This window comes from Streptomyces sp. NPDC046349, assembly GCF_055587885.1.
Genome location: NZ_JBVJFK010000013.1, coordinates 174,626 through 201,239, shown reverse-complemented (window position 1 = coordinate 201,239; position 26,614 = coordinate 174,626). Strand labels below are relative to the sequence as shown.

The window sequence follows — 26,614 nt, the reverse complement described above, 5'->3', positions numbered from 1 at the left end:
TGGGATGGTTCGACCACGGCGCATCGTCCTTGTCCGACACGGGGAATCGGAGGGGAACGCCGACGACACGGTGTACGAGAGGGAACCCGACCACGCCCTGCGGCTCACCCCGTACGGCCGACAGCAGGCCGCGGCGTCGGGCGTCCGGCTCCGCGAGATCTTCGGCAACGAGACCATCAGCGCGTATGTCTCCCCCTACCGGCGGACCCTCCAGACCTTCCGGGAGCTCAGGCTCGACCCCACGCGGGTCCGGATGCGCGAGGAGCCGCGGCTGCGCGAGCAGGACTGGGGCAATTGGCAGGACCGGGAGGACGTACGGCTCCAGAAGGCCTACCGGGACGCGTACGGGCACTTCTTCTACCGCTTCGCGCAGGGCGAATCGGGGGCCGACGTGTACGACCGGGTCGGATCCTTCCTGGAAAGCCTCTACCGCAGCTTCGAGGCCCCGGACCATCCCCAGAACGTGCTGCTGGTGACGCACGGGCTGACGATGCGGCTGTTCTGCATGCGCTGGTTCCACTGGTCGGTGGCCGAATTCGAGTCCCTGTCCAATCCGGGGAACGGCGATTTCCGGATGCTCTTGTTGGGCCCCGACGGCCGGTACCGGATGGACCGCCCGTTTGAGCGGTGGACCACACCGGAGCCTTATGACCTGGACGGCTAGAGTGACCCGCGATGACGCCTGACTCCACTCCCGAACGGCGCTACGCACGCGCCATGGCCAGCCTCCGCGGGCTGGCGCTGGGCGACGCCCTCGGCTCCCAGTACTTCGTCCCCGTGAACTACCCGCTGCTCAAGCGGCGCGAGCTGCCGTCCGGCACCGAGACGTGGCAGTGGACCGACGACACCGAGATGGCCTGCTCTGTGGTGGCCGTGCTGGCCGGGCACGGGCGGATCGACCAGGACGCGCTCGCGAGCTCCTTCGCCCACCACCACGACTTCGACCGGGGTTACGGGCCCGCGGTGAACCGGATGCTGCGCCTGGTGCGGGAGGGCCAGGACTGGCGCACGCTGGCTGCCGAACTGTTCAACGGGCAGGGCTCGTGGGGCAACGGCGCCGCCATGCGCATCGCGCCTCTGGGCGCCTGGTACGCCGACGACCCGGAGCAGGCCATCCACCAGGCGGAGATCTCCGCCTACACGACCCATCAGCACCGCGAAGCAGTGTGCGGGGCGATGGCGGTCGCCGCGGCGGCCGCGCTGGCCGCCGGTGCGGACGCCCCGCCGAAGGCGGCCGATCTGCTGGACGGGGTGATCGCCCTCGTGCCGCGCAGTGCGGTCGGCGCCGGGCTGCGGCGCGCCCGCGACATGCTGGACTACGGCGACGCGACCACCGTCGCCGCGGTGCTGGGCTGCGGACGGCGCACGAGCGCCCACGACACAGTGCCGTTCGCCCTGTGGTCGGCGGCGCGGGCACTGGACGACTACGAGCGGGCGTTCTGGACCACGGCGCAGGTCGGCGGCGACGTCGACACGACCTGCGCGATCGTCGGCGGAGTCCTGGGCGCGCGCGGTGACGCAGTGCTGCCGGCCGAGTGGCTGGCGCGCACCGAAGCGCTGCCGGCGTGGCTGCCGGAGACGGCGGCGTAGCCCTCCACGGCGGACCTGTGCGCGTCGGGCCCCATCTGCACCGGTGAGGGCCCGCGTCCGATTGTCACGGTCCTGCCACAGCGCGCTTTTGATCCTGTTCAAAACCGCCTGTGGTCGGCCTACTCTGTCCGCATCGCCGCCCCAACCTGTACGCCGGGGCGGCCGACAGGGGAGAGGACCCGATGTCAGAGAACACCGGCGGGGCGCACGAGGCCCGGCCCGAGGCGGCGGCCAACGCGGAACCCACCACAGGGGATTCGCCCGCGAGTGCGGTTGCGGCCGGGAGCCCGTCCGCCGACGCGGCCGGGCCCCGGCCGGGCGCACACACCGGCCGGTCGGCCGGGCAGCAGCCCCAGTACCAGCAACCGCGCCCGTGGGGACCACCGCCGGCTAAGACGCCCGCCAAACCCTCCTGGGCGACGGTGGTACGCCCCGCCGAGGCCGCTCCCGTCCGGACCGCGACCCTGGTCGCCGTCCTCGCCTCCGCTCTCGCCGCCGCGCTCCTCCTGGCCGACGGCATGGGCCCCGGCCTGCTCCTCGCGGTGCTGCCGGCGGTCGTCGCCGCGTACGTCGCCGCCCGCGCGGCCGGCCGTACGGCCCGGCCCTGGACGCTGGCCTGGGTGATCGGCTGTCTCGCACTCCTGGGGATACCCGCCCTGCGCGACTCCGCCTGGCCGTCCACGCTCGCCATCCTGTCCGCCCTGCTGCTGGGTGCGCTCGCCCTCCACGGGGGCCGTACCTGGCCCGGGGTCTTCCTCAGCCCGCTCGGCTTCGTCGACTCCACCGTGTCCGGCACCGCCTGGGTCCTCAAGGGGCTGCGCTCCCGAGGAGGGGTCGGCAAGGACCGCTGGCTGCCCGTCGCCAAGGCGGCCGCCGTGGCGCTGGCCCTGCTCGTGCTCTTCGGTGCGCTGTTCGCCTCCGCGGACGCGGCCTTCGCCGATCTCCTCGGCGGCTTGATACCCGACGTGTCGGTGGAGGACGGGCCGATCCGGTTCATGCTCTTCGTCCTCGGCGCGGTGATCGCGATCGCGGCGGCACGCACCGCAGCCGCCCCGCTGCGCTGGGACCGGATCCGGACGACCCCCGGCACGCCGCGCTCCCGGGTCGAATGGGCGCTTCCGCTCATCGTGCTCAACCTGCTCTTCGCCGGTTTCAACGCCGTCCAGCTGGCCGTCCTGTTCGGCGGCTACGACAAGGTCCTGGAGAGCACCGGCCTCACCTACGCCGAATACGCACGCCAGGGCTTCTGGCAACTGCTCTGGGCCACCCTGCTCACCCTCGCTGTGATCGCACTCGCCCTGCGCTGGGCCCCGCGCTCCGGGGCGGGCGACCGACGCTTCGTCCGGATCGTCCTCGGAGCCCTGTGCGCGCTGACGCTCGTCGTGGTCGCGGCAGCGCTGCGCCGCATGGATCTCTACGTGGACGCGTACGGGCTGACCAGGCTGCGGGTCTCGGTGGCCGCGATGGAGCTGTGGCTCGGGCTGGTCATCGTACTGATCATGGCGGCCGGGGTGTTCGGCGCCCGCTGGCTGCCGCGGGCGGTCGCGGGCAGCGCCGCCGCGGCGGTACTGGCTTTCGGCCTTCTGTCGCCGGACGGGATGATCGCCGAGCGGAACGTCGCCCGCTTCGAGAAGGATCAGAAGATCGACCTGGCCTACTTCCAGTCCCTGTCGGCGGACGCCGTCCCCGCCCTGGACCGGTTGCCCGAGCCCCAGCGGTCCTGCGCCCTGCGCGGGATCAACGACGACATGTCCGGGGCCGGCGATGTCCCCTGGTACGCGACGAGCATGGGCGAGTACCGGGCCAGGCAGATCCTGCGCGAGCGCCCGGTGACGGCGTCGTACGAGGTCTGCTCCCGCCTCGGCACTTTCGGCAGCCGCGTCGAGTACTAGGCCCGCGCAGCCGGGCAGCCTGAGTGCCGGCCTTCTCCGAAATGGCGTGCCGCATCCCCCGCTGCCGCAGGTACGCATGGACGGCGCCGTTGCTGCATGCCTTGCCGGCAGGGAGCCTGCACGGTTCCCCACGTGGCCTGTCCGGGGCCGGTTCTGGGGTATCGGCCGGTCGGGCCGGGCGCGGGACACCCCCCGCCCCGGCCCCCGTTACGAGAACAGGTCAGGCGGCCGGACCGTGCTTCGCGGCGGCGCCGGCCAAGGCCTCCAGGTCGCTCGTGCGCACTCGTATCACCATCACGGCGGTGGCCAGGGCCAGGCCGGCCATCGCCACGGCCGCCATGAACGAGGCGGAGATCCCCTGGGCGAGGACCAGGTCCCCCCATGGGTCGGGCAGCCGTCCGGTCTCCCGGAAGGCGGCCGCGGCCTGGGGATCCGCCTCGGCCAGGAAGGCCGGGACCTGCTCCGTGGCCTCCTCGCGGCTGGCCGTGCCGAAGACGGTGACGAGGATGGACAGGCCGAGCGAGCCGCCGACCTGCTGGCTGGCGTTCAGCAGTCCGGAGGCGGCCCCGGCCTCCTTCGGGTCCACCCCCGAGACGGCTGTCAGGGTCAGTGTCACGAAGTTCAGACCCATGCCGAAGCCGAACAGGAGCATCGGGCCGAGCACGCCGGAGACGTACGAGCTGTCGGTCCGCAGGAGGGTCAGCCACGCCAGCCCGGTGCCGGTGAGCGCAGACCCGATGACCATGAAGGGCTTGGGGCCGAAGCGCGGCAGGAAGCGCTGCGAGAGGCCGGCTGCCGTGACGATGGCGACCGTGACGGGCAGGAAGCCCAGCCCCGACTGGATAGGCGAGAAGCCCAGCACGTTCTGCACGAACTGGACGATGAAGAAGAACATGCCGAACATGGCCGCGGCGAGGCCGAGCATGATCACGTAGGTGCCGGTGCGGTTGCGGTCGGCGAACATGCGCAGCGGGATGATCGGCTCTCGGGCCCGCGACTCGATGACGACGAAGAGCGCCAGCAGGACCAGTGCGGCGGCGAACGACCCGAGGGTGAGGGGGTCGCGCCAGCCCTCCTCCGAGGCGCGGATGAAACCGTAGACGAGCGAAGCCATGCCGACGGTTGACGTGAGGGCCCCGGCGATGTCGAACCGGCCCGGGTGGCGCTCGGACTCGCTGATGTAGAGCGGGGTGAGTACCGCGATCAGAATGCCGATCGGCACGTTGACGAAGAGCACCCAGCGCCAGTCGAGCCACTCGGTCAGCATGCCGCCCGCCAGCAGGCCGATCGCGCCGCCGCCCGCGGAGACGGCGGCGAACACTCCGAACGCCCGGTTGCGCTCGGGGCCTTCGGCGAACGTCGTCGTGATCAGGGCGAGGGAGGTCGGGGAGGCGATCGCGCCGCCGACCCCCTGGAGGGCTCGGGCGGCGAGCAGCTGCCACGGTTCCTGGGCGAAACCGCCGAGGAGCGAGGCCAGCGTGAAGAGCAGGATTCCGGCCAGGAACACCCGCCGCCGGCCGAGGATGTCGCCGGCCCGGCCGCCGAGCAGCAGCAGTCCGCCGAAGGTGAGGGTGTAGGCGCTGAGCACCCAGGAGAGGTCGGTGGTGCTGAAGTCGAGCGCAGTCTGGATGTGAGGGAGTGCGATGTTCACGATGGTCGCGTCGAGCACGACCATGAGCTGGCAGGCGGCGATGACGGCGAGCGCCACGCCGGGGCGTCCCTCCCGGCGCGCCGCCCCCGGTATCCGGGGCGCGGCGAGTTGAGAGCTTGTCACTGAGGATCCCCCCCAAAGTGAAATAGTGAACGTCGTCGTTCACTATGGGGTCCACGGTAGGAGCCGACCTTAGTGAACGCAAGCGTTCACTAAGGCTGAAAATGTATGCGGCATCGGCGTCTCGGGCCGGTCGGAGGTGGGGAGATGATGGTTTCGCGCTGGTCATCGGCGTCGCCGGGGCGCAGGCGGGGTCCCGAACTCGAACGGGCGATTCTCGACGCGACGTTGGAGCAGCTGAGTACGGTCGGCTGGAACGCGCTGACCATGGAGGGGGTGGCGGCCGGCGCGCAGACCGGGAAGGCCGCGCTCTACCGGCGCTGGCCCTCGAAGGTGGACCTCGTGGCCGACGCGCTGCGCACGGGCCTGCCGGAGATCGGTGAGATTCCCGACTCCGGCTCGATCCGCGAGGACCTCCTCCTGCTGTGCGCGCGCACGAGGGGCGTCATGTACTCCCGTGCCGGGCAGGCCCTCTGGTCGGTGCTTCACGAATGCGATCACATGACCGGGGAGCGATTCCATGGAGTCATCTGGTCCGGGCTTCAAGAGCCTGCCCAGCGTCTGATCAGGGAGCTTGTCCTGCGTGGAATCGAGCGGGGGGACGTGAGAGCGGACGCCACTGGTCCGTTTGTCGTCGATGTCATTCCGGCGATGCTGATGTACCGCGCCAAGGTGTGCGGAAGTGAATGGGGGGATGCCGACATCGCCGAGTTGATCGACGAGGTGATGGTGCCGCTGCTCAGGGTGTGAGACGGGGAGGGGTGGCCGCGGACGGGGCGGGGCGGGGCTCGTGGCCGATCGCATGCCGGTCGGAGCCGGGCGGGGGTGTGCAGTGGGCTCGGGGCGGCGTAACCTTGCTGGCGCCATGCCGTACGAAGCACCCACCCACACCGTCGAGCGCTCCCTCCGTGCAACCACCGGCGCCAAGGTCATCGCCGGGGTCGACGAAGTCGGACGAGGGGCCTGGGCCGGTCCCGTCACCGTGTGCGCGGCGATCACGGGCCTGCGCCGGCCGCCCGCCGGGCTCACCGACTCCAAACTGCTCACCCCCAAGCGGCGCGACGCCCTGCTCGACATCCTGGAGGACTGGGTCACCGCGTACGCGCTCGGGCACTCCACCCCCGAGGAGATCGACGAACTGGGCATGACGGCCGCCCTGCGGCTCGCGGCGGAGCGTGCGCTGGACGCCCTGCCGGTGCGGCCGGACGCGGTGATACTCGACGGCAAGCACGACTATCTCGGCCCGCCCTGGCGGGTTCGTACGGTGATCAAGGGCGACCAGTCCTGCATCGCCGTCGCCGCAGCTTCGGTCATCGCCAAGGTCCGACGCGACCGCATGATGGCCGAACTGGGCGAACCGGGTGCTGGCATCGAGGACTTCGCCTTCGCCGCCAACGCCGGATACCCCTCGCCCGTGCACCGGGCAGCCCTGGAGGAGCGGGGACCCACCCCCTACCACCGGCTCTCGTGGTCGTACCTCGACGCGCTGCCCCGATGGCGCCACATGAAGAAGGTGCGCCGCAGCGAGGAGTCGATGGAGCTGGAAAACGGAGGCCAACTCGGCTTCGATTTCTGATCGCACCCATGTGCCACCGACCGGTACGTTTCGTACCGGTGTTTGATAGATATCAACGCATGCCTCTCACCCCCGCCATCGAGGAGCCTCAGATTCACGAGAGTGCCCAGGGTCCCCGCGTCACGCCGGCCGCGAGCCGCACCGCGCAGACCCCCCGCCCCGTACCTGGTCCGCGTCCCGCCGCAGTCCCGCGGCCCGGTCGCCCCGGTCCCGCCCGGCCCGCACCCCCCGCGCAGCGCGCGGCGCAGGCCGCTCCCGGACCCGTTCCCGCAGCCCCTGCCCCCACCGCACCGTCCGTCTCCGCGGCGGTGCCGCAGATCCAGCTGATCCCGGCGTCCGCCGAGGGCGCGCTGGACGCGGCCGAAGAGGCCGTGGACCTGCTGCTCGACACCGGGCGCGCGCCCGGCGACATCCTGGTGCTCACCACCGGCGACCCGCACCCGTGGGCCGCTCACGAGCTGTCCTTCGGCGAGGCCGCGTACTGGGCCCTGCACGACGCCGGGGACGACGTCTTCTACGCGGACGCGTCGCAGGTCGGGCGCGCCGCCGGCCGTCCCGTCGTGGTCTTCGCGGTCAATGGCGGTCCGGTCGACACCGTCGCGGGATCCCTGCCGGTCGCGGCCACCCGGGCGGGTGCGCTGCTGATCGTGTGCGGTGACCCGCAGCAGATCAACTCCGTTCTGGGTGCGGGCGTCTGACGCCCTTTATCCCGGCACGGGCGAGGGGCGGGGCGGGCGCTGAGCCGGCCCCGCTGAAGCCCGGGCCGAGACCCGGACCGGACCCGGTCGCAGGTGCGGGCCGCGGCCCGAGCCGACGACCGCGCGGGTGGCCGAGGCCTGATCCGCCGTACGCCCGGTCCCGGGTGTACGGCCGTGAGGCCTGACCGCGAACAGGCTCCGCGTCGTGTACGAGGTGACGACCGGGGCCGGGCGCCGTTGCGGCCTCAGCGTGCGGCGGTCCGGCGCAGGGCCTCGACCGCGCCGCCGCCGGTGTGCAGGGCGAGCGGAGCGAACTCGGCCACGGCGTCGCCGAGCCGCTGCGGCCGCGAGTCCGAGCTGGGCCGTCGGCCACCACGGCCTTCGCCCAGCACCTGCCAGCCGTCGCGGGTCAGCGTGATGTACGCGCCGCAGCGCAGTCCGTGCAGGGTGCAGGCGTCCCGCAGCCCCCACATCCACGCCCCGTCCTCCGGGGTCCACCGCTCGTCGCCCTCGCGGCAGTAGAGCAGGACCGCCGTCCGTACCGGGGTCCGTCGCCGCAGGTCGTGCGGGAGGACACGGCGCAGCCGGGACAGCAGGGCGTTGCGGTACTCCCAGCCGTCGGCCGACGCCGAGCGCTGCACGAAGGAAGCGCTCGCCACGAGCTGTTCCTCCGGGCCGAGGACGGCGATCACCGCGGTCGAGGGCACCGGACTGTGCCGGGAGTGCAGCCCGCTGACGACCTCGCGCGGATTGCGCAGCAGGGGAATGCCCGCCGACATCCACTCGGACGGTTCCAGCAGCCTGCCGTGCCGGCTCGCGCCGCCGGTGGCCGTTGCCAGAGACGAGGTCGAAGGCGGCGTGAATCCGAAGGTCACGTTCCTCCCTTCGGGTACACGCCCGCGGACGGGCACGGCTGGAGTCAGGGCGCGCCGCAGCGCGGCCCAGGAGGGTGCCGAGGAGCCGAGCGGGAGCACTCCAATTCTCGCGTGGCTTCCGAGCATGCGGCAACGAGCAATTGACGACGCCGACCGGAATTCGCCGGTATGCCGTTCATATCCTTGCCCCGCCACGCCGAGAATGACGCATCGGGTCACCCCTGGAGCGCCAGCACCAGCGGGAACACCTCCTTTGCGCCTGCGCGTCGCAGGAGTCGGGCGGCCACCGCGAGTGTCCATCCGCTCTCCGCGCGGTCGTCCACGAGGAGCACCGGGCCGGGGCTCTCCGCCAGGGCCGCCGCCAGCTCCTGCGGGACCGTCAGGGCTTGGTGGAGACCGCGGACCCGCTGGGCGCTGTTGGAGGACGCCAGCCCGAACTCCCGGATTTGATCGGTGTAGGCGAGCGTGCCGAGCAGGGGCATCCGGCCGACCTCGGCGATCCGTGCGGCCAGCGAACCGACCAGCTGGGGACGGCCGCGCGAGGGCAGCGCAACCACACCCACCGGACGTGCCGGTGCGTCAGGGGCGCCGGAGGCCCAACCGCCGGGGCCCCGCGCCCAGTCGGCGAGCACCGCGACCACGGCCTGCGTGACGTCGTCCGGAACCGGCTGGTCGGGAGCCTGCGGTGCGAGCATCGGGCGCAGCCGGTTGCCCCAGCCGATGTCGGACAGCCGACCCAGGGCCCGGCCCGTCGAGGCCTGCTCCCCGGCGGGGATGCGCCCCTTGAGGTCGACGCCGACCGCGGCGAGCCCGGTCGGCCACATCTTGCGCGGTTCCAACTCCACACCGGGACGGCCCAACTCGCCGCGCGCGGTGTCCAGCGCGGTGGTGGAGACCTCGGCAACAAACCGGGCCCCGGCGCAGTTGTCGCAGCGGCCGCAGGGCGCGGCCTCCTCGTCGTCGAGCTGCCGGCGCAGGAACTCCATCCGGCATCCCGAAGTCGCCGCGTAGTCGCGCATGGCCTGCTGCTCGGCAGCCCGCTGGCGCGCCACCCAGGCGTAGCGCTCGGCGTCGTAGGCCCACGGCTCACCCGTCGAGGTCCAGCCGCCCTTGACACGGTGCACGGCGCCGTCGACGTCGAGGACCTTGAGCATCGTCTCCAGCCGGGTGCGGCGCAGGTCGACCAACGGCTCCAGGGCGGGCAACGACATCGGGCGCCCCGCCCGGGCCAACACGTCGAGGGTGCGGCGTACCTGCTCCTCCGGCGGGAAGGCGACCGACGCGAAGTACTGCCAGATCGCCTCGTCCTCCCGGCCGGGCAGCAACAGGACCTCCGCGTGCTCCACGCCACGGCCCGCGCGGCCGACCTGCTGGTAGTAGGCGATCGGTGAGGAGGGAGAGCCCAGGTGCACCACGAAGCCCAGGTCGGGTTTGTCGAAACCCATCCCGAGGGCGGAGGTGGCGACCAGCGCCTTGACCCGGTTCGCCTGCAGGTCGTCCTCGGCCTGCTGGCGGTCCGCGTTCTCCGTCTTGCCGGTGTACGAGGACACGGTGTGCCCGCGGTGGCGCAGGTACGCGGTGACCTCCTCGGCCGCCGCCACCGTCAGCGTGTAGATGATCCCGGACCCGGGCAGTTCGCCGAGGTGGTCCGCGAGCCAGGCCAGCCGGTGCGCCGCGTCGGGCAGGGCCAGGACCGCCAGGCTGAGGCTCTCGCGGTCCAGTGGGCCGCGCAGTACCAGCGCGTCCGTGCCGGCTCCGGTGCCCAGCTGCTCGGCGACGTCGGCGGTCACGCGGGCGTTGGCCGTGGCGGTCGTGGCGAGGACCGGAACGCCCGGCGGGAGGTCGGCCAGCATGGTGCGCAGCCGGCGGTAGTCGGGCCGGAAGTCGTGCCCCCAGTCGGAGATGCAGTGCGCCTCGTCCACCACGAGCAGGCCGGTGGCAGCCGACAGCTTGGGCAGCACCTGGTCGCGGAAATCCGGGTTGTTGAGCCGCTCCGGGCTCACCAGAAGGACATCGACCTCGCCCGTCGCGACCTCGGCCTGGATCCCCTCCCACTCCTCGGGGTTGGCGGAGTTGATGGTGCGGGCGCGGATCCCCGCCCGGGCCGCGGCCTCGACCTGATTGCGCATCAGCGCGAGGAGGGGCGAGACGATCACGGTCGGGCCGGCGCCCGCCGCCCGCAGCAGCGAGGTCGCGACGAAGTACACGGCGGACTTGCCCCAGCCCGTGCGCTGGACCACGAGCGCCCGCCGCTTGTGGGCGACGAGGGCCTCGATCGCGAGCCACTGGTCCTCGCGCAGCCGGGCGGTGCCCGTGGGGTCCCCCACGAGGCGGGCGAGTACGGAGTCGGCCGAGGACCTCAGGTCTGCGTTCATGCCCCCATGCAACCCGATGCCTCCGACATCGCGCCAATGCTGCCCGATCCATGTGGAAGTTGAAGCGTCAACACTTATCCACAGGGCTTTCGGGATCGGGGCGTGCACGGGACCTTCGTGGCATGACGAACAGCAGCGAATCGCGCCGCCCGTCCGACCGGTCCTTCATCAGCCCGGCCGGAGCCGCCAACGACCCCCAGATCACCCTGCGCAGCCCGGCAGAACTGGCCGATGCGCTGCCCTACATGCTCGGCTTCCATCCGTCCGACTCCCTGGTCATGGTCGCCGTCCACGGCGAGGGCGGACGCTTCGGGGGCCGGCTCCGCGTTGGCATCCCCACCGCTCCCGCCGAATGGGAGGACACCGCCCGACAGGTCGCGGACTGCCTCATCCGGGGCAGCGAACGCCGCGGAGTCAAGCCAGACGGCATCGTCGTCTACCTCTGCCAGGAGCCGCGCGGGGAGGAGAGCGCCAAGGGGGTGATGACCCGGCTGCGCCCGTTCGCCCAGCGGATCCGGCTGGCCTGCGGCGCATTGGATGTGCCGGTCCTGGAGGCCCTGTGCCTGTCGGCGGGCCGCTTCTGGTCCTATGTCTGCCCCGACGAGCGGTGCTGCCCCGCCGAGGGCAGCCCGCTGACCCCGGTCGGCACATCGGTGATGGCCGCGGCCGCGACCTTCGCGGGGCTCCAGATCCGTGGCTCCCTCGAAGAGATCGAGGGCAGGCTGGCCCCGCTGCGCGGGGCCGTGGCGCAGGAGACCGAGCGGGCCCTGGACCGGGCGGCCGCCGCCCTGATGCCGAGGATGCTCCACGGCGCCACCCGGGAAGAGGTGGGCGCCGAGACCATCACCCTCGCGCAGGCCCTGATGCGGCGCATGACCCTCGCACCGCCCGTCGAGAGCGGCGCCCTGGGCGACGACTGGGACGACGCGCTGCTCGGCCACGACGAGGCAGCCTCCCTGATCCTCGGCCTCCAGGACCGCGAAGTACGGGACGTCGCGGCCGAGTGGATGGAGGGCGAGGAGGCGGCGCCCGCCCTACGCCTGTGGCGGGCACTGGCCCGCCGCTGCGTCGGCGCCTACGGCGAGCACGCCGCGGCCCCCCTCACCCTGGCCGGCTGGGTCTCCTGGTCCACCGGAGACGAGCCGACCGCCCGGATCGCCCTCGGCCTGGCCCTGCGCGCCGACGCCGAATACCGTTTCGCCCGGCTGCTCCACCTCGCCTGCAACGAGGGAATCGACCCCGAAGGCCTGCGGCAGTGCCTCAGGGAGGAGCGTCGCCGCAGGGAACCCAGGCGCAGCCGGTCCTCCTCCGCCTCCACCCGGCCGCCCGGCCGACGGGGCCGCACGGCGCCGCGCCGCGGACCGCGCCGCACCGCGGGGAGCGGGCAGTGAGCGCGCGCCGGCTGTCGTACGGCCGCCCCGTGCGGTTGCTCCGCGGCGCCTCCACCCCGGGCCTGCGCAGCTGGTTCCCTCCCCGCCGCGCCCGGCCGGAGCCACGGCGCGTGACCCGGGCGGGGGCGGGGGCGTTCAGCTGGGGGGAGGTGCCGCCCCGGCGGCGCCGCCGCCCAGCTGAACCCACCGGAGCGCAGACAAGGCGACACATGTCTCACCCCGCACCTCCCCGCCCGACCGGCGTGCCCGCCGCCCGCAGGCCGGAGCTGCCGCCCGTGCACGGCGCCGTCATCTGCGTCGCCGCGCCCTGTCTGGTCATCTCGCCGGAACACGGCCAGCTGACCGGGCGAGGGATCGACGGGATCTACCGCTCGGGACGCAGGCTGCTCTCCCGGTGCGTGCTGCGCGTCGGCGGCCGTGACCCGGTCGCCGTCCAGGGACGCAGGCTGGGCGCCGACCGGGCGGCCTTCACCGCGACCGTGCGCACCGGCGCCGAACCCGGGCCCGACCCGGACATCGGGGTGGAACGCGTCCGCAACGCCGACGGCACCGAGCGGATCACCCTGCGCAGCTTCAGCGGCAGGCCGCTGCGCATCCCCGTCGAGGTGCTGCTCGGCACCGACCTGGCGGAACTGGCAGCAGTGGCCGCCGGCCGGGCCGGCCCGGAGCTGCCGGCCGGCGTGCACGCAGCCGGCCTGCGCTGGAGCACCGGCGGAGCACAAGCAGTCACCGCGGCCGAGCCACCGCCCGACGACGCCGTGGCCTCGGCCGGGCTCCTGCGCTGGCAGTTCGAACTGGGTCCCGGCGAAACCCGCACCATCGAGCTGCGGACCACCCACGACCGGGTGGAACGGGCACCCGCCGGCCAGGTGGCGAACCCGCTGGCCGACGCCCGGGCCGAAGGGGACGACCCGAGGGCCGAGGCATGGTTCCGCACCAGCGTCGAGGATCTGGGCGCGCTGCTCTCGCGAGACCACGAGGAGCCGGGTGACGCCTTCGCGGCGGCGGGGGCGCCCTGGCGGCTGGGCCTGGCACCGGCGGAATCGCTCTGGGCCGCCCGTATGGCACTGCCGCTGGGGACCGGGCTCGCCGCCGCCACGCTGCGCATCCTCGCCCGGACACAGGCCGAGGGGGGCGGGGGCGGAAAGATCCCGGGGCCACTGCGCGGAGCCGGCCCACAGCTGCCGCCCGCGTGCACCGGCACCGAGGCGACCCTCGCCTTCCCGGCGGTACTCGCCGAAGCACGCCTCTGGGGCATGCCGGAGGAGGAGGTCGCCCGGCTGCTCCCGGCCGCCGAGCGATGCCTCGACTGGCTGCGCGGCGCCCTCGGAAAGGACGGTTTCCTGGCCGATCCCGACCCCGGACCGCGGCGCTGCGAGACCCAGGCTCACGCCCACCGGGCCGCCGTGCTCGGCGCGGACCTCCTCTCCGGATGCGGACGACCCGGAGCGCAGGAGTGGAGGGAGCGTGCGGCCGCGCTGCGGGAGCGGTTCCGGGAGAGGTTCTGGATCGACGGCCCGGACGGCGGCCGTCCGGCTTCGGCCCTGCATCCCGACGGGCGGCCACTGCCACGGCTGACCGGAGCCACCGCCCATCTGCTCGACACCGGCCTGCTCGGGGGCGGCCGGCTGGCTCCCGGGCTCCTCGACCGGATCCGCACCGAGCAGCTGGCCCGGCTGCTCGGAGCCCCCGCCATGGACTGCGGATGGGGGCTGCGGAGCATGGCCCTCAAAGAACCGGGACACAACCCCTTCGGCCACCGGTCGGGTGCGGTAAGGGCGCACGAGAGCGCCGTGGCCGTCTCCGGCCTGGCCGCGGCGGGCTTCGAGAAGGAGGCGGCAGGACTGCTCAGAGGCCTCCTGGACGCGGCGGAATCCTTCGGGTACCGGCTGCCGGAGATGTTCGCCGCCGAGCAGCGGACCGCGGGCAGCGTCCCCCTCCCGCACCCGGCGGCCTGCCGCCCCGCCGCAGTGGCGGCGGCCGCAGGGGTCCACGTGCTGACCGCTCTCGCCGGTATCCGCCCCGACGGCCCCGCGGGCACCGTCACCCTCGTCCCCCTTTCCGGCGCTCCCCTCGGTGCCATCCGGCTCGCCGGCCTGCGGGTGGCGGGCGAACCCTTCGCCGTTCGCGTCAGCCGGCTCGGCCTCGGCATGGTGGAGGAGGCCGCGGATGCGCTCCAACTGCGAGGCTGAGCCGGGCGGCGGCCACGGACTTGTACGAGCCGTGACGGTGCGACTCGGGCTCACGGTCGCCGCACTTCGCGGGCGGCGCCCCCCGGGCGTACGCGCCGGCCGGCGGGCCATCGGCTCCAAGGTCACCAAAGCGCTGTTTATCGTCAGGCAGACGACTATGATCGCGGCATGTCGCCCTACGACCCGTCGGCCTATCCGCCCTTCGCAGTCACCGTCGACCTGGTCGTGCTCACCGTGCGGCGCCACGCGCTCTGCGCGCTGGTCGTCCGGCGGGGTGAGCAGCCGTTCCAGGGGCGCTGGGCGCTGCCCGGCGGATTCGTCCGAGGGGACGAGGACCTGGCGGCGGCCGCCGCCAGAGAGCTCTCCGAGGAAACCGGGCTGTGCGCGCACGACCCCGCCATGCCGGGTGCGGGCAACGGGGCACACCTCGAACAGCTGGCCACCTACGGCGACCCGAAGCGGGACCCGCGGATGCGGGTCGTCAGCGTGGCGCATCTGGTGCTGGCTCCGGACCTCCCCGCGCCCCGGGCCGGCGGTGACGCCAACAGTGCGCGCTGGGCCCCCGTCGACGAGCTGCTGGCCGTCGGCGGCGAAAGCTCCGCCGGGCTCGCATTCGACCACGCGCAGATCCTCGCCGACGGAGTGGAGCGGGCCCGCTCGAAGATCGAGTACTCCTCGCTGGCCACGGCCTTCTGCCCGCCCGAGTTCACCGTCGGGGAGCTGCGCCGGGTGTACGAAGCCGTGTGGGGGGTGGCACTGGACCCGCGCAACTTCCACCGCAAGGTCACCGGTACCCCCGGGTTCCTGGTCCCGGCCGGCGGAACCACGACCCGTCAGGGCGGCCGCCCGGCGCAGCTGTTCCGCGCGGGTGGGGCGACGCTGCTCAATCCGCCGATGCTGCGCCCGGAGGTCTGACGCCGCGGCACACGTGCCGCGGGTGCTGCACCCACCGAGGACCGCACCGGGCTGCCGGATGGGGAGGGGCCCTACCGAACGATCGGCATTCCATCGGACCGGTTGCGCCGAAAATCGGACATATCGCGTTACCTTGCTTGCGGTACCCACGCTGCCGCAAAGCGGTCTCACACCCCGCGAGGGAAGCGATGCTCCAGGCCATCGGACTCACCAGCAAACCACGTTCCGACGCCCCGCCCGTTGTGGACGACCTCACCTTCGAGGCCCGCCCGGGGCATGTGACCGCCCTGCTCGGCGAGCCGGGTTCGGGCAAGACCACCGCCCTGCGGCTCATGCTCGAACTCGAACCGGGCCGCGGCGTCACCTACTTCCGCGGTCGGCCGCTGCACCGGATCCCGCACCCCGGCCGTGAGGTCGGAGTGGTGCTCGGAGACGTCCCCGGCAATCCCGCACGGACCGTCCGCAACCAGCTGCGGATGCTCTGCGCCGCGGCCGGTGTGCCGGCCTCCCGGGCCGACACCATGCTCGAGGTCGTCGGAATCGCAGGCCTGCGGGACCAACGCCTCGGCTCGCTGTCGCTCGGCATGGAGCGCAGGGTCGCCCTGGCCTCGGCACTGCTCGGCGATCCCTGCACCCTGCTCCTCGACGAGCCCGCCGCAGGGCTCTCCCCCCGAGAACGCAGCTGGCTGCACGGGCTGCTGCGCGGCCACGCCTCCCTCGGGGGAGCCGTGCTCTTCACCACGGCCGACGCCAAGGAGGCGGCCCGGAGCGCCGACCGGGTCGTCAGCATCGAGGCGGGCCGCCTCGTAGCCGACCAGGAGGCCGCGGAGTTCGCGCGGACCCGGCTGCGGCCGCGGGTCGCCGTGCGCACCCCGCACGCCGCCCGGCTGGCCGACGTACTGGGACGGGAAGCCCGCGCGGCACAGCGCGCCGTGGAGATCGTCGAGGAGAGCGGCAGCCGGCTGTCGGTGTACGGCAGCAACTGCGCCGAGGTCGGCGAGGCGGCGTTCCGCCACGGCGTACTGGTCCACCAGCTCGCCGACGAGACCGGTGACGCCGGCGCGGCGACGGCGCCGGTCCCGAACGCCCGCGCCGCGGCCGCCACCCCGGTCGCCGCCGGCGCCGCACATGAGCCCGCCGAGGACTCCGGCGGCACTGGCCGGCGCGCCCGCTCCCAGCCCCCGGCCTCGGCCGTACGGCGCGTGGGCGGGCCCCTGCGGCCACTGCGCTACGAGCTGCTCCGCGTCTTCGGCACCGCCACCCCCGTCCTCACCGTCGCCCTCGTCGTCGTGGTCTCCGTCCTCACCGCCCTCGTGCTCGCCCGGGCCGGTCAGACCCCGCAGAGCCGGCTGCTCGCCGCCTGGCCGGAGTTGCTGCCGCTGCCGCCCGCCGCCCTGGGCGCGGGACTGCTCGGCGCACTGGCCTTCGGCGAGGAGTACCGCTACCCCGCCCTCGCCGCCGACCGGGGCACCGTGCCCCGCCGGCTGGGACTGCTCACCGCGAAACTCGGCGTCTGCGCCGCCCTCGCTCTCCTGCTGGGTGCCCTGGTCGTGACGGCCGACGCCGCGTCCCTGGCGCTCGTCTTCGACAGCGGACCCTTGCGCGTCCCGGCGGAATGGCTTTCCCCGGCGGCGAGTTGGGCCGGCCTGCTGGTCGGCTGCGCCTGGGCCGGCGTCCTGGCCTCCGGTGTCTTCCGGTCCGCGACCGCGGGACTGGCGGCGGTGCTCGCCGTACCCGTGGGCGTCGTTCCGCTGGTGCGCAAGGCGCTGGAAGGCTCGTCCGCGTACCCGGTGACCGGACTGGGGCCCAGGCTGCGCGGCCTGTCCTGGGTGCAGTGGCCGCCCGAGGCGGACCGGCTGCTGGTGGCGGCCCTGCGGGTGATGACCCAACCCGTCGCCACCGCACTGGTGTTGTCGCTGATGGTCCTGTTGTGCGCCTATGGGTTCACCGGACTGCGCAGCAGGGTCCGTTGGTGACCGTTCCGTTGCCGGAGCGGTCCCGGACGGGACCATTGCAGCCCATGTCGCGTCAAGCAGACCGCAACTCCTCGCAATAGGCCCGGTTTCTTACGATAAGTCGTCAATTGCGTAGGTGGCACCGATCACCCTTTCGTGTGCTTTTCACCAAAGACCTCAAGGGTCATGGAGGCACGACCGACAAAGGATTCGTGAGTACCCTTGCGCACACCATGATGACCGCCGCCCGCCATGCCGAATCCGGCCTCGCCGGCGCGGGCGAACTCGACCGCTACCCCTACGCGGAGGCCCCCGGGTCCGACCGCGTCGGAGCACCCCACTGGGACGGCGCCGACGTCGAGTTGAGCCGCGTGGGCCGCCGCGCGGCAGGCAGCCGCGGCCGCGGACTGCACGGCCAACTCGTCCAGCAGCTCGGCCAGATGATCGTCTCCGGCGACCTCGGCGCGGACCGCCCCCTGGTCCCCGAGGAGATCGGCCAGCGCTTCGAGGTCTCCCGCACGGTGGTCCGCGAATCGCTGCGGGTCCTCGAGGCCAAGGGCCTCGTCAGCGCCCGCCCCAACGTCGGCACCCGGGTCCGGCCCGTCGCCGACTGGAACCTGCTCGACCCCGACATCATCGAGTGGCGGGCCTTCGGGCCCCAGCGCGACGACCAGCGCCGCGAGCTCGGCGAGCTCCGCTGGACGATCGAGCCGCTCGCCGCCCGCCTCGCCGCCGGCCACGGCCGCCCGGACATCCAGCAGCGCCTGGCCGACATGGTCGAGATCATGGGCCACGCCCTCGGCCAGGGCGACTCGATCACCTTCGCGCGCGCCGACAACGAGTTCCACGCACTCCTCATCCAGGTCGCCGGGAACCGCATGCTGGAGCACCTCTCCGGCATCGTCTCCGCCGCCCTCCAGGTCTCCGGCAGCCCGATGACCTCGTGCGACCGCCCGAGCGAGACCTGCGTCGCGCACCACGCACGGATGGTCGAGGCCCTCGCCGCGGGCGACGCCGTGGGCGCCGAGAACGCGATGCGCCAGCTCCTGACGGTTCATCCGGAGGTCGAGCGCGTGGTTCCCGCCCCGCGCGAGCACTGACGGGCCGGCGTGCGGGGGTGTACGACACGTCGCCGGGCCCGGCCGGGCCCGGCGACACCCGCGTGCGGACCGCGTCCCCGTTCCGGAGCTCTCCGCAGCCGCCGCGGCCCTCCCGGAACCGAGGGGTGTGACCGTATGACCGGCATCCTGGGATACGGGGTGTGACTCGGGCCACGAAGATTGGGCGTAACGCTCCGCGAGGTCGCGCGATGACTTAAGAGGTGATGGCCGACGGAGGGAAGACAGCAGCCCTTGGGGGTGCTGTGCAGCTCCCCGGCCCCTGCCCGCGCCGCCGGCCCATCCCCGGTCGGTGGTCGTCGGCTCCGGTCCAGCACCACCAGGCCCGGGGTCGGAAGCCGTTTCCATCGTTCCGAGAGGTTGTTCGTGTCGGCCAGCACATCCCGTACGCTCCCGCCGGAGATCGCCGATTCCGAGTCTGTGATGGCGCTCATCGAGCGGGGCAAGGCCGAGGGGCAGATCGCCGGCGATGACGTGCGTCGGGCCTTCGAGGCTGACCAGATTCCTGCGACCCAGTGGAAGAATGTTCTGCGCAGCCTCAACCAGATCCTCGAGGAAGAGGGTGTGACGCTGATGGTCAGTGCCGCGGAGTCGCCCAAGCGCACCACCCGCAAGAGCGTCGCAGCGAAGAGCCCGGCCAAGCGGACGGCCACCGAGCCCGTCAGGAAGACGACGGCCAGGACGACAGCGGCGCAGCCCGCGGCCCCCGCGGTTCCGGAGGCCGAGACGGTGGACCCGCAGGCGCCGGACGCGATCGCCGAGGAGGCGGCCGCGGAGCCCGTCGCCAAGAAGGCGGCGGCGAAGAAGACGGCAGCCAAGAAGACCGCGGCCAAGAAGACGGCCGCGAAGAAGACCGCGGCCAAGAAGACCGCGGCCAAGAAGGACGCGGACGAGGCCGGCGAGGACGAGACCCCGGACGAGGGGCCCGACGCGGTCAAGGCCGACGGCGACGAAGAGGACGAGGGCGGGGAGAACAAGGGCTTCGTCATCTCGGACGACGAGGACGACGCACCGGCCCAGCAGGTCGTGGTCGCGGGCGCCACCGCCGACCCGGTCAAGGACTACCTCAAGCAGATCGGCAAGGTCCCCCTCCTCAACGCCGAGCAGGAGGTCGAGCTCGCCAAGCGGATCGAGGCGGGGCTGTTCGCCGAGGACAAGCTGGCGAACTCCGACAAGCTGGCGCCCAAGCTCAAGCGCGAGCTGGAGATCATCGCCGAGGACGGCCGCCGCGCGAAGAACCACCTGCTGGAAGCCAACCTCCGCCTCGTGGTCTCCCTGGCCAAGCGCTACACGGGCCGCGGCATGCTCTTCCTGGACCTGATCCAGGAGGGCAACCTGGGTCTCATCCGCGCGGTCGAGAAGTTCGACTACACCAAGGGCTACAAGTTCTCCACCTACGCGACGTGGTGGATCCGGCAGGCGATCACGCGCGCCATGGCCGACCAGGCCCGCACCATCCGCATCCCCGTGCACATGGTCGAGGTCATCAACAAGCTCGCCCGCGTACAGCGCCAGATGCTCCAGGACCTGGGCCGCGAGCCCACCCCGGAGGAGCTGGCCAAGGAACTGGACATGACCCCCGAGAAGGTCATCGAGGTCCAGAAGTACGGGCGCGAGCCGATCTCCCTGCACACGCCCCTCGGCGAGGACGGCGACAGCGAGTTCGGCGACCTCATCGAGGACTCCGAGGCCGTCGTCCCGGCCGACGCCGTGAGCTTCACGCTCCTGCAGGAGCAGCTGCACTCGGTGCTCGACACCCTGAGCGAGCGCGAGGCCGGCGTGGTCTCCATGCGCTTCGGCCTGACCGACGGGCAGCCCAAGACCCTCGACGAGATCGGCAAGGTCTACGGGGTCACGCGTGAGCGCATCCGCCAGATCGAGTCGAAGACCATGTCGAAGCTGCGTCACCCGTCCCGCTCCCAGGTGCTGCGCGACTACCTGGACTGAGCAGGCGGGCGGGCCTCGGCGGCGCAAGGTTGCGAGGCCCGGCGACGCGGGCGCGGAGGGTGGCCGCGCGGGTGCGCTCGGCCACCGGGCATCCCACTCTGGGTGGAGTCATGCACACTCGGAGTCAGGAGGCCTCATGCGTCGTCCCTTTGCCCGTGTCCTGGCGGGCGCGCTGACCCTGGCGGCGGGAGCGGCCGCGGCGCCGCTCGCCCAGATGCCTCAGGCGGCCGCGGACAGCGTGGTGATCGGCGGGAAGCCGGTGAAGGTGGCCGACAGCCCGTGGGTCGTGGCCCTGGCCAGCCGTGACCGGTTCGGAGGTACGCGGGACGGGCAGTTCTGCGGGGGTGTCGTCGTCGCGCCGACCAGGGTGGTCACCGCGGCGCACTGCCTGGGCCGGCAGGTACTCGGCGGACCCGTCGAGTCCGTGTCCGACCTCAGGGTGATCGTCGGCCGTACGGAGCTCCGGGCGGCCGACGGCCGAGAGATCGCGGTGCGCGGGGCCCGCGTGAACCCCGACTACGACCCCCAGAGCAACGCCGGAGACCTGGCCGTGCTGGAGCTGGCGGAGGCCGTTCCCGCGCACCACGTGCTCCCCATGGCCGAGGAGGGCCACCCCGCGTACGGGGCGGGCACCGAGGCGGACGTGTACGGCTGGGGGGACACGAGCGGCTTCGGTGACTACGCGTACGTGCTGCGGGCCGCGCGCGTGACGGTGCTCGCGGACGAAGTGTGCGGGCGCGCCTATCCCGGGGACGCGGACGGACAGTACCGGGCCGACTCCATGGTGTGCGCAGGGGACGGCCGGGGTGGCAAGGACGCCTGCCAGGGCGACAGCGGGGGCCCTCTGGTGGCGCAGGGGCGGCTCATCGGTCTGGTCTCGTGGGGCCGCGGCTGCGGGCGCGCCGACAGCCCCGGCGTGTACACGCGCATCGCCCCACTGGCCGACTTCGTGACGGCCCCGGAGAGGGCCGCACAGCCGGGCGGGGGCCAAGACGCCGCGTCGGGGTCCCGGAGGGGCTCCGAGGTGCGAGCAGGGGCTGTGCAGGGGCATCGGGCGGACTAGCGCGGTCGGGCGGCATACCGGCCGACCGGCGCGACACGCCCGTGGAGCTCCAGTACCGCCGTCCCTGGCGCGGGCGGGCGGCCGCGGATGTGAGGACGGGCGGTACCCCTGGGTCTCAGGGGTACCGCCCGTCGACCGGCCTTGCCGGTCCTGGCTCGTCGGATGCGAGGTTCGGCCTGTGTGTCAGCGGTCCTCGGGTTCGGCGTGGGCAGCCGGAGCGGACGTGAGCCGCTCGGTCTCATCCTGTATTTCCGCGGCGATCTTCTTGAGTTCCGGCTCGAACTTGCGACCGTGGTGGGCGCAGAAGAGCAGTTCACCGCCGCTCAGCAGGACGACGCGCAGATATGCCTGGGCGCCGCAACGGTCGCATCGGTCAGCGGCCGTCAGCGGGGTCGCGGGTGTCAGAACAGTAGTCACGTCGCCTCTTCTCTAGCTCGACGAGCTGTCGTACCAGGGTCAACATCCAACCAGGCCGAAAACGTTCCCGCTCGCGGCTTTTCCTCGAAACTTCCTTCCGAAGCTGGCCGGCTGTTGCCGGTTGGCGGCGAAGGAGCCGTATTGCGTTGCTTTACGGTTTCGCGTTGTCAGTCGTGCGCTTCTTGCAGTTCCATCCTCCCCGGCGTGAGTGCCAGGTTGTTCATGAGGACGTGCCCGAACCCTAAATGGTTCATGCGCGGAAGGGAACGTGATGTTTCCTTCACCCGCCCGGGGGATCGAACATCCGTGCGGATCTGGACTAGGCTGAGGAAAGCGCGAGGGTGGCGTTGCATCGGCTCTACCTGGCCTCGGTACCCTTCGACGGGCACCCGAGCCACCCCTGCGCCCGACAGGGCCAGAAAAGAAATTCAGCGAGGAGCGAACTGCGTGACCGCCGACACGTCCGTGCCTTCCAGCGCGCTGCTGTCCGGAGCAGACCGGGACGGTTCCAACTACACCGCGCGGCACCTGCTCGTCCTCGAAGGGCTGGAGGCCGTCCGCAAGCGTCCCGGCATGTATATCGGCTCGACCGACAGCCGGGGCCTCATGCACTGCCTGTGGGAGATCATCGACAATTCCGTCGACGAGGCCCTGGGCGGCTACTGCGACCACATCGAGGTGATCCTCCACGAGGACTCCTCCGTCGAGGTCAGGGACAACGGCCGCGGCATCCCCGTGGACGTCGAGCCCAAGACCGGGCTGTCCGGCGTCGAGGTCGTCATGACCAAGCTGCACGCGGGCGGAAAGTTCGGCGGCGGCTCCTACGCGGCCTCCGGCGGCCTGCACGGCGTCGGCGCCTCGGTGGTCAACGCCCTCTCCGCCCGCCTGGACGTCGAGGTCGACCGGGGCAGCTCCACGCACGCCATCAGCTTCCGCCGCGGCGTCCCCGGCATGTTCACCGAGCAGGGCCCCGACAGCCCCTTCGACCCGGCGAACGGCCTGCGCAAGGTCAAGCGCATCGCCAAGGGCAAGACCGGCACCCGGATCCGCTACTGGTCCGATCGCCAGATCTTCCTCAAGGACGCCCGCCTCAACCTGGAGACGCTCTACCAGCGCGCCCGCCAGACGGCATTCCTGGTCCCCGGCCTGACCCTGGTCGTCCGCGACGAGCGGGCCATCGACGGGGCCGGCAAGACCGAGGAGACCTTCCGCTTCGACGGCGGCATCAGCGAGTTCTGCGAGTACCTCGCCCAGGACAAGGCCGCCTGCGACGTGCTGCGGCTGACCGGGTCGGGGACCTTCAAGGAGACCGTCCCGGTCCTCGACGACCGCGGCCACATGACCCCCACCGAGGTCACCCGCGAGCTCGGCGTGGACATCGCCCTGCGCTGGGGGACGGGCTACGAGACCAACGTCAAGTCCTTCGTCAACATCATCGCCACCCCCAAGGGCGGCACCCACGTCACCGGCTTCGAACGCTCCGTGACCAAGACCGTCAACGAGGTGCTGCGCTCGGCCAAGCTGCTGCGCGTCGCCGAGGACGACGTGGTCAAGGACGACGCGATGGAGGGCATGACGGCCGTCGTCACCGTCCGCCTTGCCGAACCCCAGTTCGAGGGGCAGACCAAGGAGGTGCTCGGCACCTCCGCCGCCACCCGGGTGGTCGCCGCCGTGGTCGCCAAGGAGCTCAAGGCTTTCCTGACCTCCACCAAGCGCGACGACAAGCAGCAGGCCCGTGCCGTGATGGAGAAGATCGTCGCGGCCGCCCGGACCCGGATCGCGGCCCGCCAGCACAAGGAGGCTCAGCGTCGCAAGACCGCGCTGGAGACCTCCTCCCTGCCTGCCAAGCTGGCCGACTGCCGCAGCGACGACGTGGACCGCAGCGAGCTCTTCATCGTCGAGGGGGACTCCGCCCTCGGTACGGCGAAGCTCGCCCGGAACTCCGAGTTCCAGGCACTCCTGCCGATCCGCGGCAAGATCCTCAACGTCCAGAAGTCCTCGGTCTCGGACATGCTCAAGAACGCCGAGTGCGGGGCGATCATCCAGGTCATAGGGGCCGGGTCGGGCCGGACCTTCGACATCGACGCGGCACGCTACGGCAAGATCGTGCTGCTCGTCGACGCCGATGTGGACGGCGCGCACATCCGCTGCCTGCTGCTCACGCTCTTCCAGCGGTACATGCGGCCGATGGTCGAGGCGGGCCGGGTCTTCGCAGCCGTCCCGCCGCTGCACCGGATCGAACTGGTCCAGCCGAAGAAGGGCCAGGACAAGTACGTCTACACGTACTCGGACAACGAGCTGCGCCAGACCCTTTTGGAGTACCAGCGCAAGAACATCCGGTACAAGGACTCGATCCAGCGCTACAAGGGCCTGGGCGAGATGGACGCGGACCAGCTGGCGGAGACGACCATGGACCCCCGCTTCCGTACCCTGCGGCGGATCAACATCGGCGACCTGGACTCCGCCGAGCAGGTCTTCGACCTGCTCATGGGCAACGAGGTCGCTCCGCGCAAGGAGTTCATCACGAGCTCCGCGGCGACGCTGGACCGCTCGCGCATCGACGCCTGAGCGGATGATCGCCGGTGGCCGGCGGTGCCTGCCACGGGCGGGCGCCGCCGGCCACCGGTGCCCTTCACTCCATCACCTGTTGGAGTGAAGAGCACCGGTACACCAGTCCGGAAACCGTCCATTCCGCACATCCTTGTGGGCACGCGGCCAATGCGGCAGCGGACAAGGAGAGTTCGGTGGACAAGCACGAAGGTCGTGATGCCGGAACGATCCGGCTGGACGACCCCTGGTACGACGCGCTGGCCGTCGGCTGGGGCGAGGGCGCGGAACCGTCCCCGCCGCGGCCGGCCCCCGCCGGCCGCCCGGCGCCCGGCGCATCCGACATCTACCTGGAAGTGCAGCGCAGCGCGGCCTTCCAGGAGGTCCGCAGCCGTTATCGCCGGTTCGTCGTCCCCGCGACCGCCGGGTTCTTGCTCTGGTACGTCGCCTACGTGGTCGCCGCCACGGCGGCGCCTGGTCTGATGGCCCGGCCCGTCCTGGGTGCGGTGAACGTGGCCATGCTCGCGGGCCTCGGCCAGTTCCTCAGTACCTTCCTGCTCACCTGGGCCTACGCCCGGCATGCGCGGCTGCGCCGGGACCGGGCCGCACTCGACCTGCGCTGGACCGTCTTCGAGCAGGAGCGCGGCCAGGAGCGGAACCGGGCGAGGAGGGCGGGCCGGTGACCACCGAGCACCAGCCCCTGGCGCTGATGCTGTTCAGCCTCTTCATCGCGGTGACCCTGGGCATCACCACCTGGGTCAGCCGCAACCGGCACGGTTCGGCCGAGGAGTTCTACGCCGGCGGGCGACTCTTCTCCCCGATGGAGAACGGTTTCGCCATCGCGGGCGACTACATGTCCGCCGCCTCCTTCCTCGGCATCTCCGGTCTGATCGCCCTCTTCGGCTACGACGGCCTGCTCTACTCGGTGGGATTCCTCGTCGCCTGGCTGGTGGTGCTGTTCCTCGTCGCTGAACTGGTCCGAAACTGCGGGCGCTTCACCCTCGCCGACGTCGTCGCCGCCCGAATGAGCGAGCGCCCGGTGCGCATCGCCGCGGGTACCTCCTCGGTCGTGGTCTCCGTGCTCTACCTCGTCGCGCAGATGGTCGGCGCGGGCAGCCTGGTCGGGCTGCTGCTCGGGAACTCGAGCGCCGCTGCCCGGACCCTCACCGTGATCGGGGTGGGCGCCCTGATGGTCGTGTACGTCTCCTTCGGCGGCATGCGGGCCACGACCTGGATCCAGATCGTGAAGGCCGTGCTGCTCATGGGCGGGGCGGTCACGCTGACCGTGCTCGTGCTGCTGCGCTTCCACGGCGATGTCGACCGGCTGCTCACCAGCGCCGCCGAACGCAGCGGGCACGGACTCGCGTTCCTGAGCCCCGGACTGAAGTACGGCGGGGACTGGACCGCCCGCTTCGACTTCATCAGCCTCGGCCTCGCGCTGGTTCTGGGAACCGCAGGGCTGCCGCACATCCTGTCGCGCTTCTACACCGTGCCCACCGCCCGCGCGGCGCGCCGCTCCGTGGTGTGGGCGATCGGTCTGATCGGCAGCTTCTACCTGATGACCATCGTCCTCGGCTTCGGTGCGGCGGCCTTGGTCGGACCGGACGAGGTCAGGGCCTCCAACGCCTCGGGGAACACGGCCGTCCCGCTGCTCGCTGCCTTCCTCGGCGGAGGCGCCGAAACCACCGGGGGCGCGGTGCTGTTCGCCTTCGTCGCCGCCATCGCCTTCGCCACCATCCTGGCCGTGGTGGCCGGCATCACCCTGGCCTCGTCCGCCTCCGTCGCCCACGACCTGTACGCCTCGCTCAAGCGCAGGCACGCCAGGCAGCGCAGCGAGGTCTCGGTTGCCCGGGCCGCCGCCGTGGGGATCGGGGCGGTGGCCATCGCCCTCGGATTGCTCGCCCAGAACCTCAACGTGGCCTTCCTGGTGGGGCTGGCCTTCGCGGTTGCGGCCTCGGCCAACCTTCCGGTGCTGATGTATTCGCTCTTCTGGCGCGGTTTCACCACCCGCGGAGCCGTCTGGTCGGTGTACGGGGGCCTGGTCCCGGCGGTCCTGCTCGTGCTGTTCTCACCCGTGGTGTCGGGCAGCGCGGAGTCGCTGTTCCCCGGAGTGGACTTCCAGTTGTTCCCCCTGCAGAACCCGGGGATCGTCTCGATCCCGTTGGGGTTCCTGGCCGGGTGGCTCGGGACGGTCACCTCGGGCGATGAACCGGACGAGGCGAAGCACGCGGAGACGGAAGTCCGCTCGCTGACCGGCGCCGGAGCGGTCTGAGCGGAGCAACGGAACCGGAG

Annotated in this window: 20 protein-coding genes; 16 read left to right on the top strand and 4 right to left on the bottom strand. The window is 72.2% G+C overall.

From position 1 onward, the window contains the following. The first annotated feature begins 4 nt into the window (after window positions 1-4). From ACZ6JS_RS28670 to ACZ6JS_RS28660, 3 genes are all read left to right on the top strand, one after another. Window positions 5-664 (top strand): histidine phosphatase family protein, encoded by a 660-nt coding sequence (locus tag ACZ6JS_RS28670; RefSeq protein ID WP_469302154.1) that lies wholly within the window; start codon window positions 5-7, stop codon window positions 662-664. Between the two features lie 11 nt (window positions 665-675). Continuing rightward, entirely contained in the window at window positions 676-1,590 is a 915-nt protein-coding gene (locus ACZ6JS_RS28665; protein ID WP_469302153.1) for an ADP-ribosylglycohydrolase family protein, read from the top strand. 182 nt (window positions 1,591-1,772) lie between these two features. Next, complete coding sequence (locus ACZ6JS_RS28660; protein ID WP_469302151.1) at window positions 1,773-3,482, top strand: DUF4153 domain-containing protein; 1,710 nt, start codon at window positions 1,773-1,775, stop codon at window positions 3,480-3,482. 220 nt (window positions 3,483-3,702) lie between these two features. On the opposite strand, the gene ACZ6JS_RS28655 is transcribed toward ACZ6JS_RS28660, so the two are convergent. After that, window positions 3,703-5,256 carry an MFS transporter gene (locus ACZ6JS_RS28655; RefSeq protein WP_469302149.1) on the bottom strand — a complete coding sequence of 518 codons (1,554 nt, stop codon included), beginning with the start codon at window positions 5,254-5,256 and terminating at the stop codon, window positions 3,703-3,705. 144 nt (window positions 5,257-5,400) lie between these two features. Here ACZ6JS_RS28655 and ACZ6JS_RS28650 point away from each other — a divergent pair, with 144 nt between their 5' ends. From ACZ6JS_RS28650 to ACZ6JS_RS28640, 3 genes are all read left to right on the top strand, one after another. Further along, window positions 5,401-6,003: a TetR/AcrR family transcriptional regulator gene (locus ACZ6JS_RS28650; protein WP_469302147.1), complete on the top strand. Its 603-nt coding sequence runs from the start codon at window positions 5,401-5,403 to the stop codon at window positions 6,001-6,003. A gap of 115 nt (window positions 6,004-6,118) precedes the next feature. Beyond that, window positions 6,119-6,829 carry a ribonuclease HII gene (locus ACZ6JS_RS28645; RefSeq protein ID WP_469302145.1) on the top strand — a complete coding sequence of 237 codons (711 nt, stop codon included), beginning with the start codon at window positions 6,119-6,121 and terminating at the stop codon, window positions 6,827-6,829. Window positions 6,830-6,888: 59 nt separating this feature from the next. Next, the gene (locus tag ACZ6JS_RS28640; protein WP_469302144.1) at window positions 6,889-7,527 is read left to right on the top strand and encodes a hypothetical protein; all 639 of its coding nucleotides are present in this window, start codon (window positions 6,889-6,891) and stop codon (window positions 7,525-7,527) included. A 245-nt stretch (window positions 7,528-7,772) separates the two neighbouring features. Here ACZ6JS_RS28640 and ACZ6JS_RS28635 read toward each other — a convergent pair whose 3' ends face one another. After that, the gene (locus tag ACZ6JS_RS28635; protein ID WP_469302143.1) at window positions 7,773-8,402 is read right to left on the bottom strand and encodes a hypothetical protein; all 630 of its coding nucleotides are present in this window, start codon (window positions 8,400-8,402) and stop codon (window positions 7,773-7,775) included. Window positions 8,403-8,617: 215 nt separating this feature from the next. Further along, window positions 8,618-10,777 carry a RecQ family ATP-dependent DNA helicase gene (locus ACZ6JS_RS28630; RefSeq protein WP_469302142.1) on the bottom strand — a complete coding sequence of 720 codons (2,160 nt, stop codon included), beginning with the start codon at window positions 10,775-10,777 and terminating at the stop codon, window positions 8,618-8,620. Between the two features lie 122 nt (window positions 10,778-10,899). Here ACZ6JS_RS28630 and ACZ6JS_RS28625 point away from each other — a divergent pair, with 122 nt between their 5' ends. From ACZ6JS_RS28625 to ACZ6JS_RS28595, 7 genes are all read left to right on the top strand, one after another. Beyond that, window positions 10,900-12,168, top strand: a complete 1,269-nt coding sequence (locus ACZ6JS_RS28625; RefSeq protein WP_469302141.1) for a DUF4192 domain-containing protein — start codon at window positions 10,900-10,902, stop codon at window positions 12,166-12,168. 209 nt (window positions 12,169-12,377) lie between these two features. Then, window positions 12,378-14,360: a glycogen debranching N-terminal domain-containing protein gene (locus tag ACZ6JS_RS28620; RefSeq protein ID WP_469302139.1), complete on the top strand. Its 1,983-nt coding sequence runs from the start codon at window positions 12,378-12,380 to the stop codon at window positions 14,358-14,360. A 168-nt stretch (window positions 14,361-14,528) separates the two neighbouring features. Continuing rightward, a complete protein-coding gene (locus tag ACZ6JS_RS28615) occupies window positions 14,529-15,275 on the top strand; it encodes an NUDIX hydrolase (RefSeq protein WP_469302138.1) in 747 nt (248 codons plus the stop codon). A 188-nt stretch (window positions 15,276-15,463) separates the two neighbouring features. Continuing rightward, window positions 15,464-17,251, top strand: a complete 1,788-nt coding sequence (locus ACZ6JS_RS28610; RefSeq protein ID WP_469302136.1) for an ATP-binding cassette domain-containing protein — start codon at window positions 15,464-15,466, stop codon at window positions 17,249-17,251. Between the two features lie 137 nt (window positions 17,252-17,388). Further along, entirely contained in the window at window positions 17,389-18,330 is a 942-nt protein-coding gene (locus ACZ6JS_RS28605) for a FadR/GntR family transcriptional regulator (protein ID WP_469302135.1), read from the top strand. A 384-nt stretch (window positions 18,331-18,714) separates the two neighbouring features. After that, on the top strand, window positions 18,715-20,295 hold the full coding sequence (locus ACZ6JS_RS28600) for an RNA polymerase sigma factor (RefSeq protein WP_469302133.1): 1,581 nt from the start codon (window positions 18,715-18,717) through the stop codon (window positions 20,293-20,295). Between the two features lie 136 nt (window positions 20,296-20,431). Next, window positions 20,432-21,358: a serine protease gene (locus ACZ6JS_RS28595; RefSeq protein ID WP_469302131.1), complete on the top strand. Its 927-nt coding sequence runs from the start codon at window positions 20,432-20,434 to the stop codon at window positions 21,356-21,358. A 183-nt stretch (window positions 21,359-21,541) separates the two neighbouring features. Here ACZ6JS_RS28595 and ACZ6JS_RS28590 read toward each other — a convergent pair whose 3' ends face one another. Next, complete coding sequence (locus ACZ6JS_RS28590) at window positions 21,542-21,775, bottom strand: DUF7455 domain-containing protein (protein ID WP_030028922.1); 234 nt, start codon at window positions 21,773-21,775, stop codon at window positions 21,542-21,544. A gap of 447 nt (window positions 21,776-22,222) precedes the next feature. Between ACZ6JS_RS28590 and ACZ6JS_RS28585 the strand changes: the two genes are divergently transcribed. The 3 genes from ACZ6JS_RS28585 to ACZ6JS_RS28575 all read left to right on the top strand — a co-directional run bounded on the left by ACZ6JS_RS28585 (window position 22,223) and on the right by ACZ6JS_RS28575 (window position 26,594). Then, on the top strand, window positions 22,223-24,343 hold the full coding sequence (locus ACZ6JS_RS28585) for a DNA gyrase/topoisomerase IV subunit B (protein WP_030838180.1): 2,121 nt from the start codon (window positions 22,223-22,225) through the stop codon (window positions 24,341-24,343). A 176-nt stretch (window positions 24,344-24,519) separates the two neighbouring features. After that, window positions 24,520-25,005, top strand: coding sequence for a DUF485 domain-containing protein (locus ACZ6JS_RS28580; protein WP_469302130.1), 486 nt, complete (start codon window positions 24,520-24,522; stop codon window positions 25,003-25,005). Beyond that, a complete protein-coding gene (locus ACZ6JS_RS28575; protein WP_469302128.1) occupies window positions 25,002-26,594 on the top strand; it encodes a solute symporter family protein in 1,593 nt (530 codons plus the stop codon). Before ACZ6JS_RS28580 ends, ACZ6JS_RS28575 begins: the two co-directional genes overlap by 4 nt. Window positions 26,595-26,614 lie beyond the last annotated feature (20 nt).

Bases quoted from the DNA above. Each gene is read 5' to 3' on its own strand.
- ACZ6JS_RS28660 (WP_469302151.1), top strand. From the start codon at position 1,773: ATGTCAGAGAACACCGGCGGGGCGCACGAGGCCCGGCCCGAGGCGGCG.
- ACZ6JS_RS28630 (WP_469302142.1), bottom strand. From the start codon at position 10,777: ATGAACGCAGACCTGAGGTCCTCGGCCGACTCCGTACTCGCCCGCCTC.
- ACZ6JS_RS28665 (WP_469302153.1), top strand. From the start codon at position 676: ATGACGCCTGACTCCACTCCCGAACGGCGCTACGCACGCGCCATGGCC.
- ACZ6JS_RS28610 (WP_469302136.1), top strand. From the start codon at position 15,464: ATGCTCCAGGCCATCGGACTCACCAGCAAACCACGTTCCGACGCCCCG.
- ACZ6JS_RS28620 (WP_469302139.1), top strand. From the start codon at position 12,378: ATGTCTCACCCCGCACCTCCCCGCCCGACCGGCGTGCCCGCCGCCCGC.
- ACZ6JS_RS28595 (WP_469302131.1), top strand. From the start codon at position 20,432: ATGCGTCGTCCCTTTGCCCGTGTCCTGGCGGGCGCGCTGACCCTGGCG.
- ACZ6JS_RS28670 (WP_469302154.1), top strand. From the start codon at position 5: ATGGTTCGACCACGGCGCATCGTCCTTGTCCGACACGGGGAATCGGAG.
- ACZ6JS_RS28615 (WP_469302138.1), top strand. From the start codon at position 14,529: ATGTCGCCCTACGACCCGTCGGCCTATCCGCCCTTCGCAGTCACCGTC.
- ACZ6JS_RS28650 (WP_469302147.1), top strand. From the start codon at position 5,401: ATGATGGTTTCGCGCTGGTCATCGGCGTCGCCGGGGCGCAGGCGGGGT.
- ACZ6JS_RS28625 (WP_469302141.1), top strand. From the start codon at position 10,900: ATGACGAACAGCAGCGAATCGCGCCGCCCGTCCGACCGGTCCTTCATC.
- ACZ6JS_RS28640 (WP_469302144.1), top strand. From the start codon at position 6,889: ATGCCTCTCACCCCCGCCATCGAGGAGCCTCAGATTCACGAGAGTGCC.
- ACZ6JS_RS28645 (WP_469302145.1), top strand. From the start codon at position 6,119: ATGCCGTACGAAGCACCCACCCACACCGTCGAGCGCTCCCTCCGTGCA.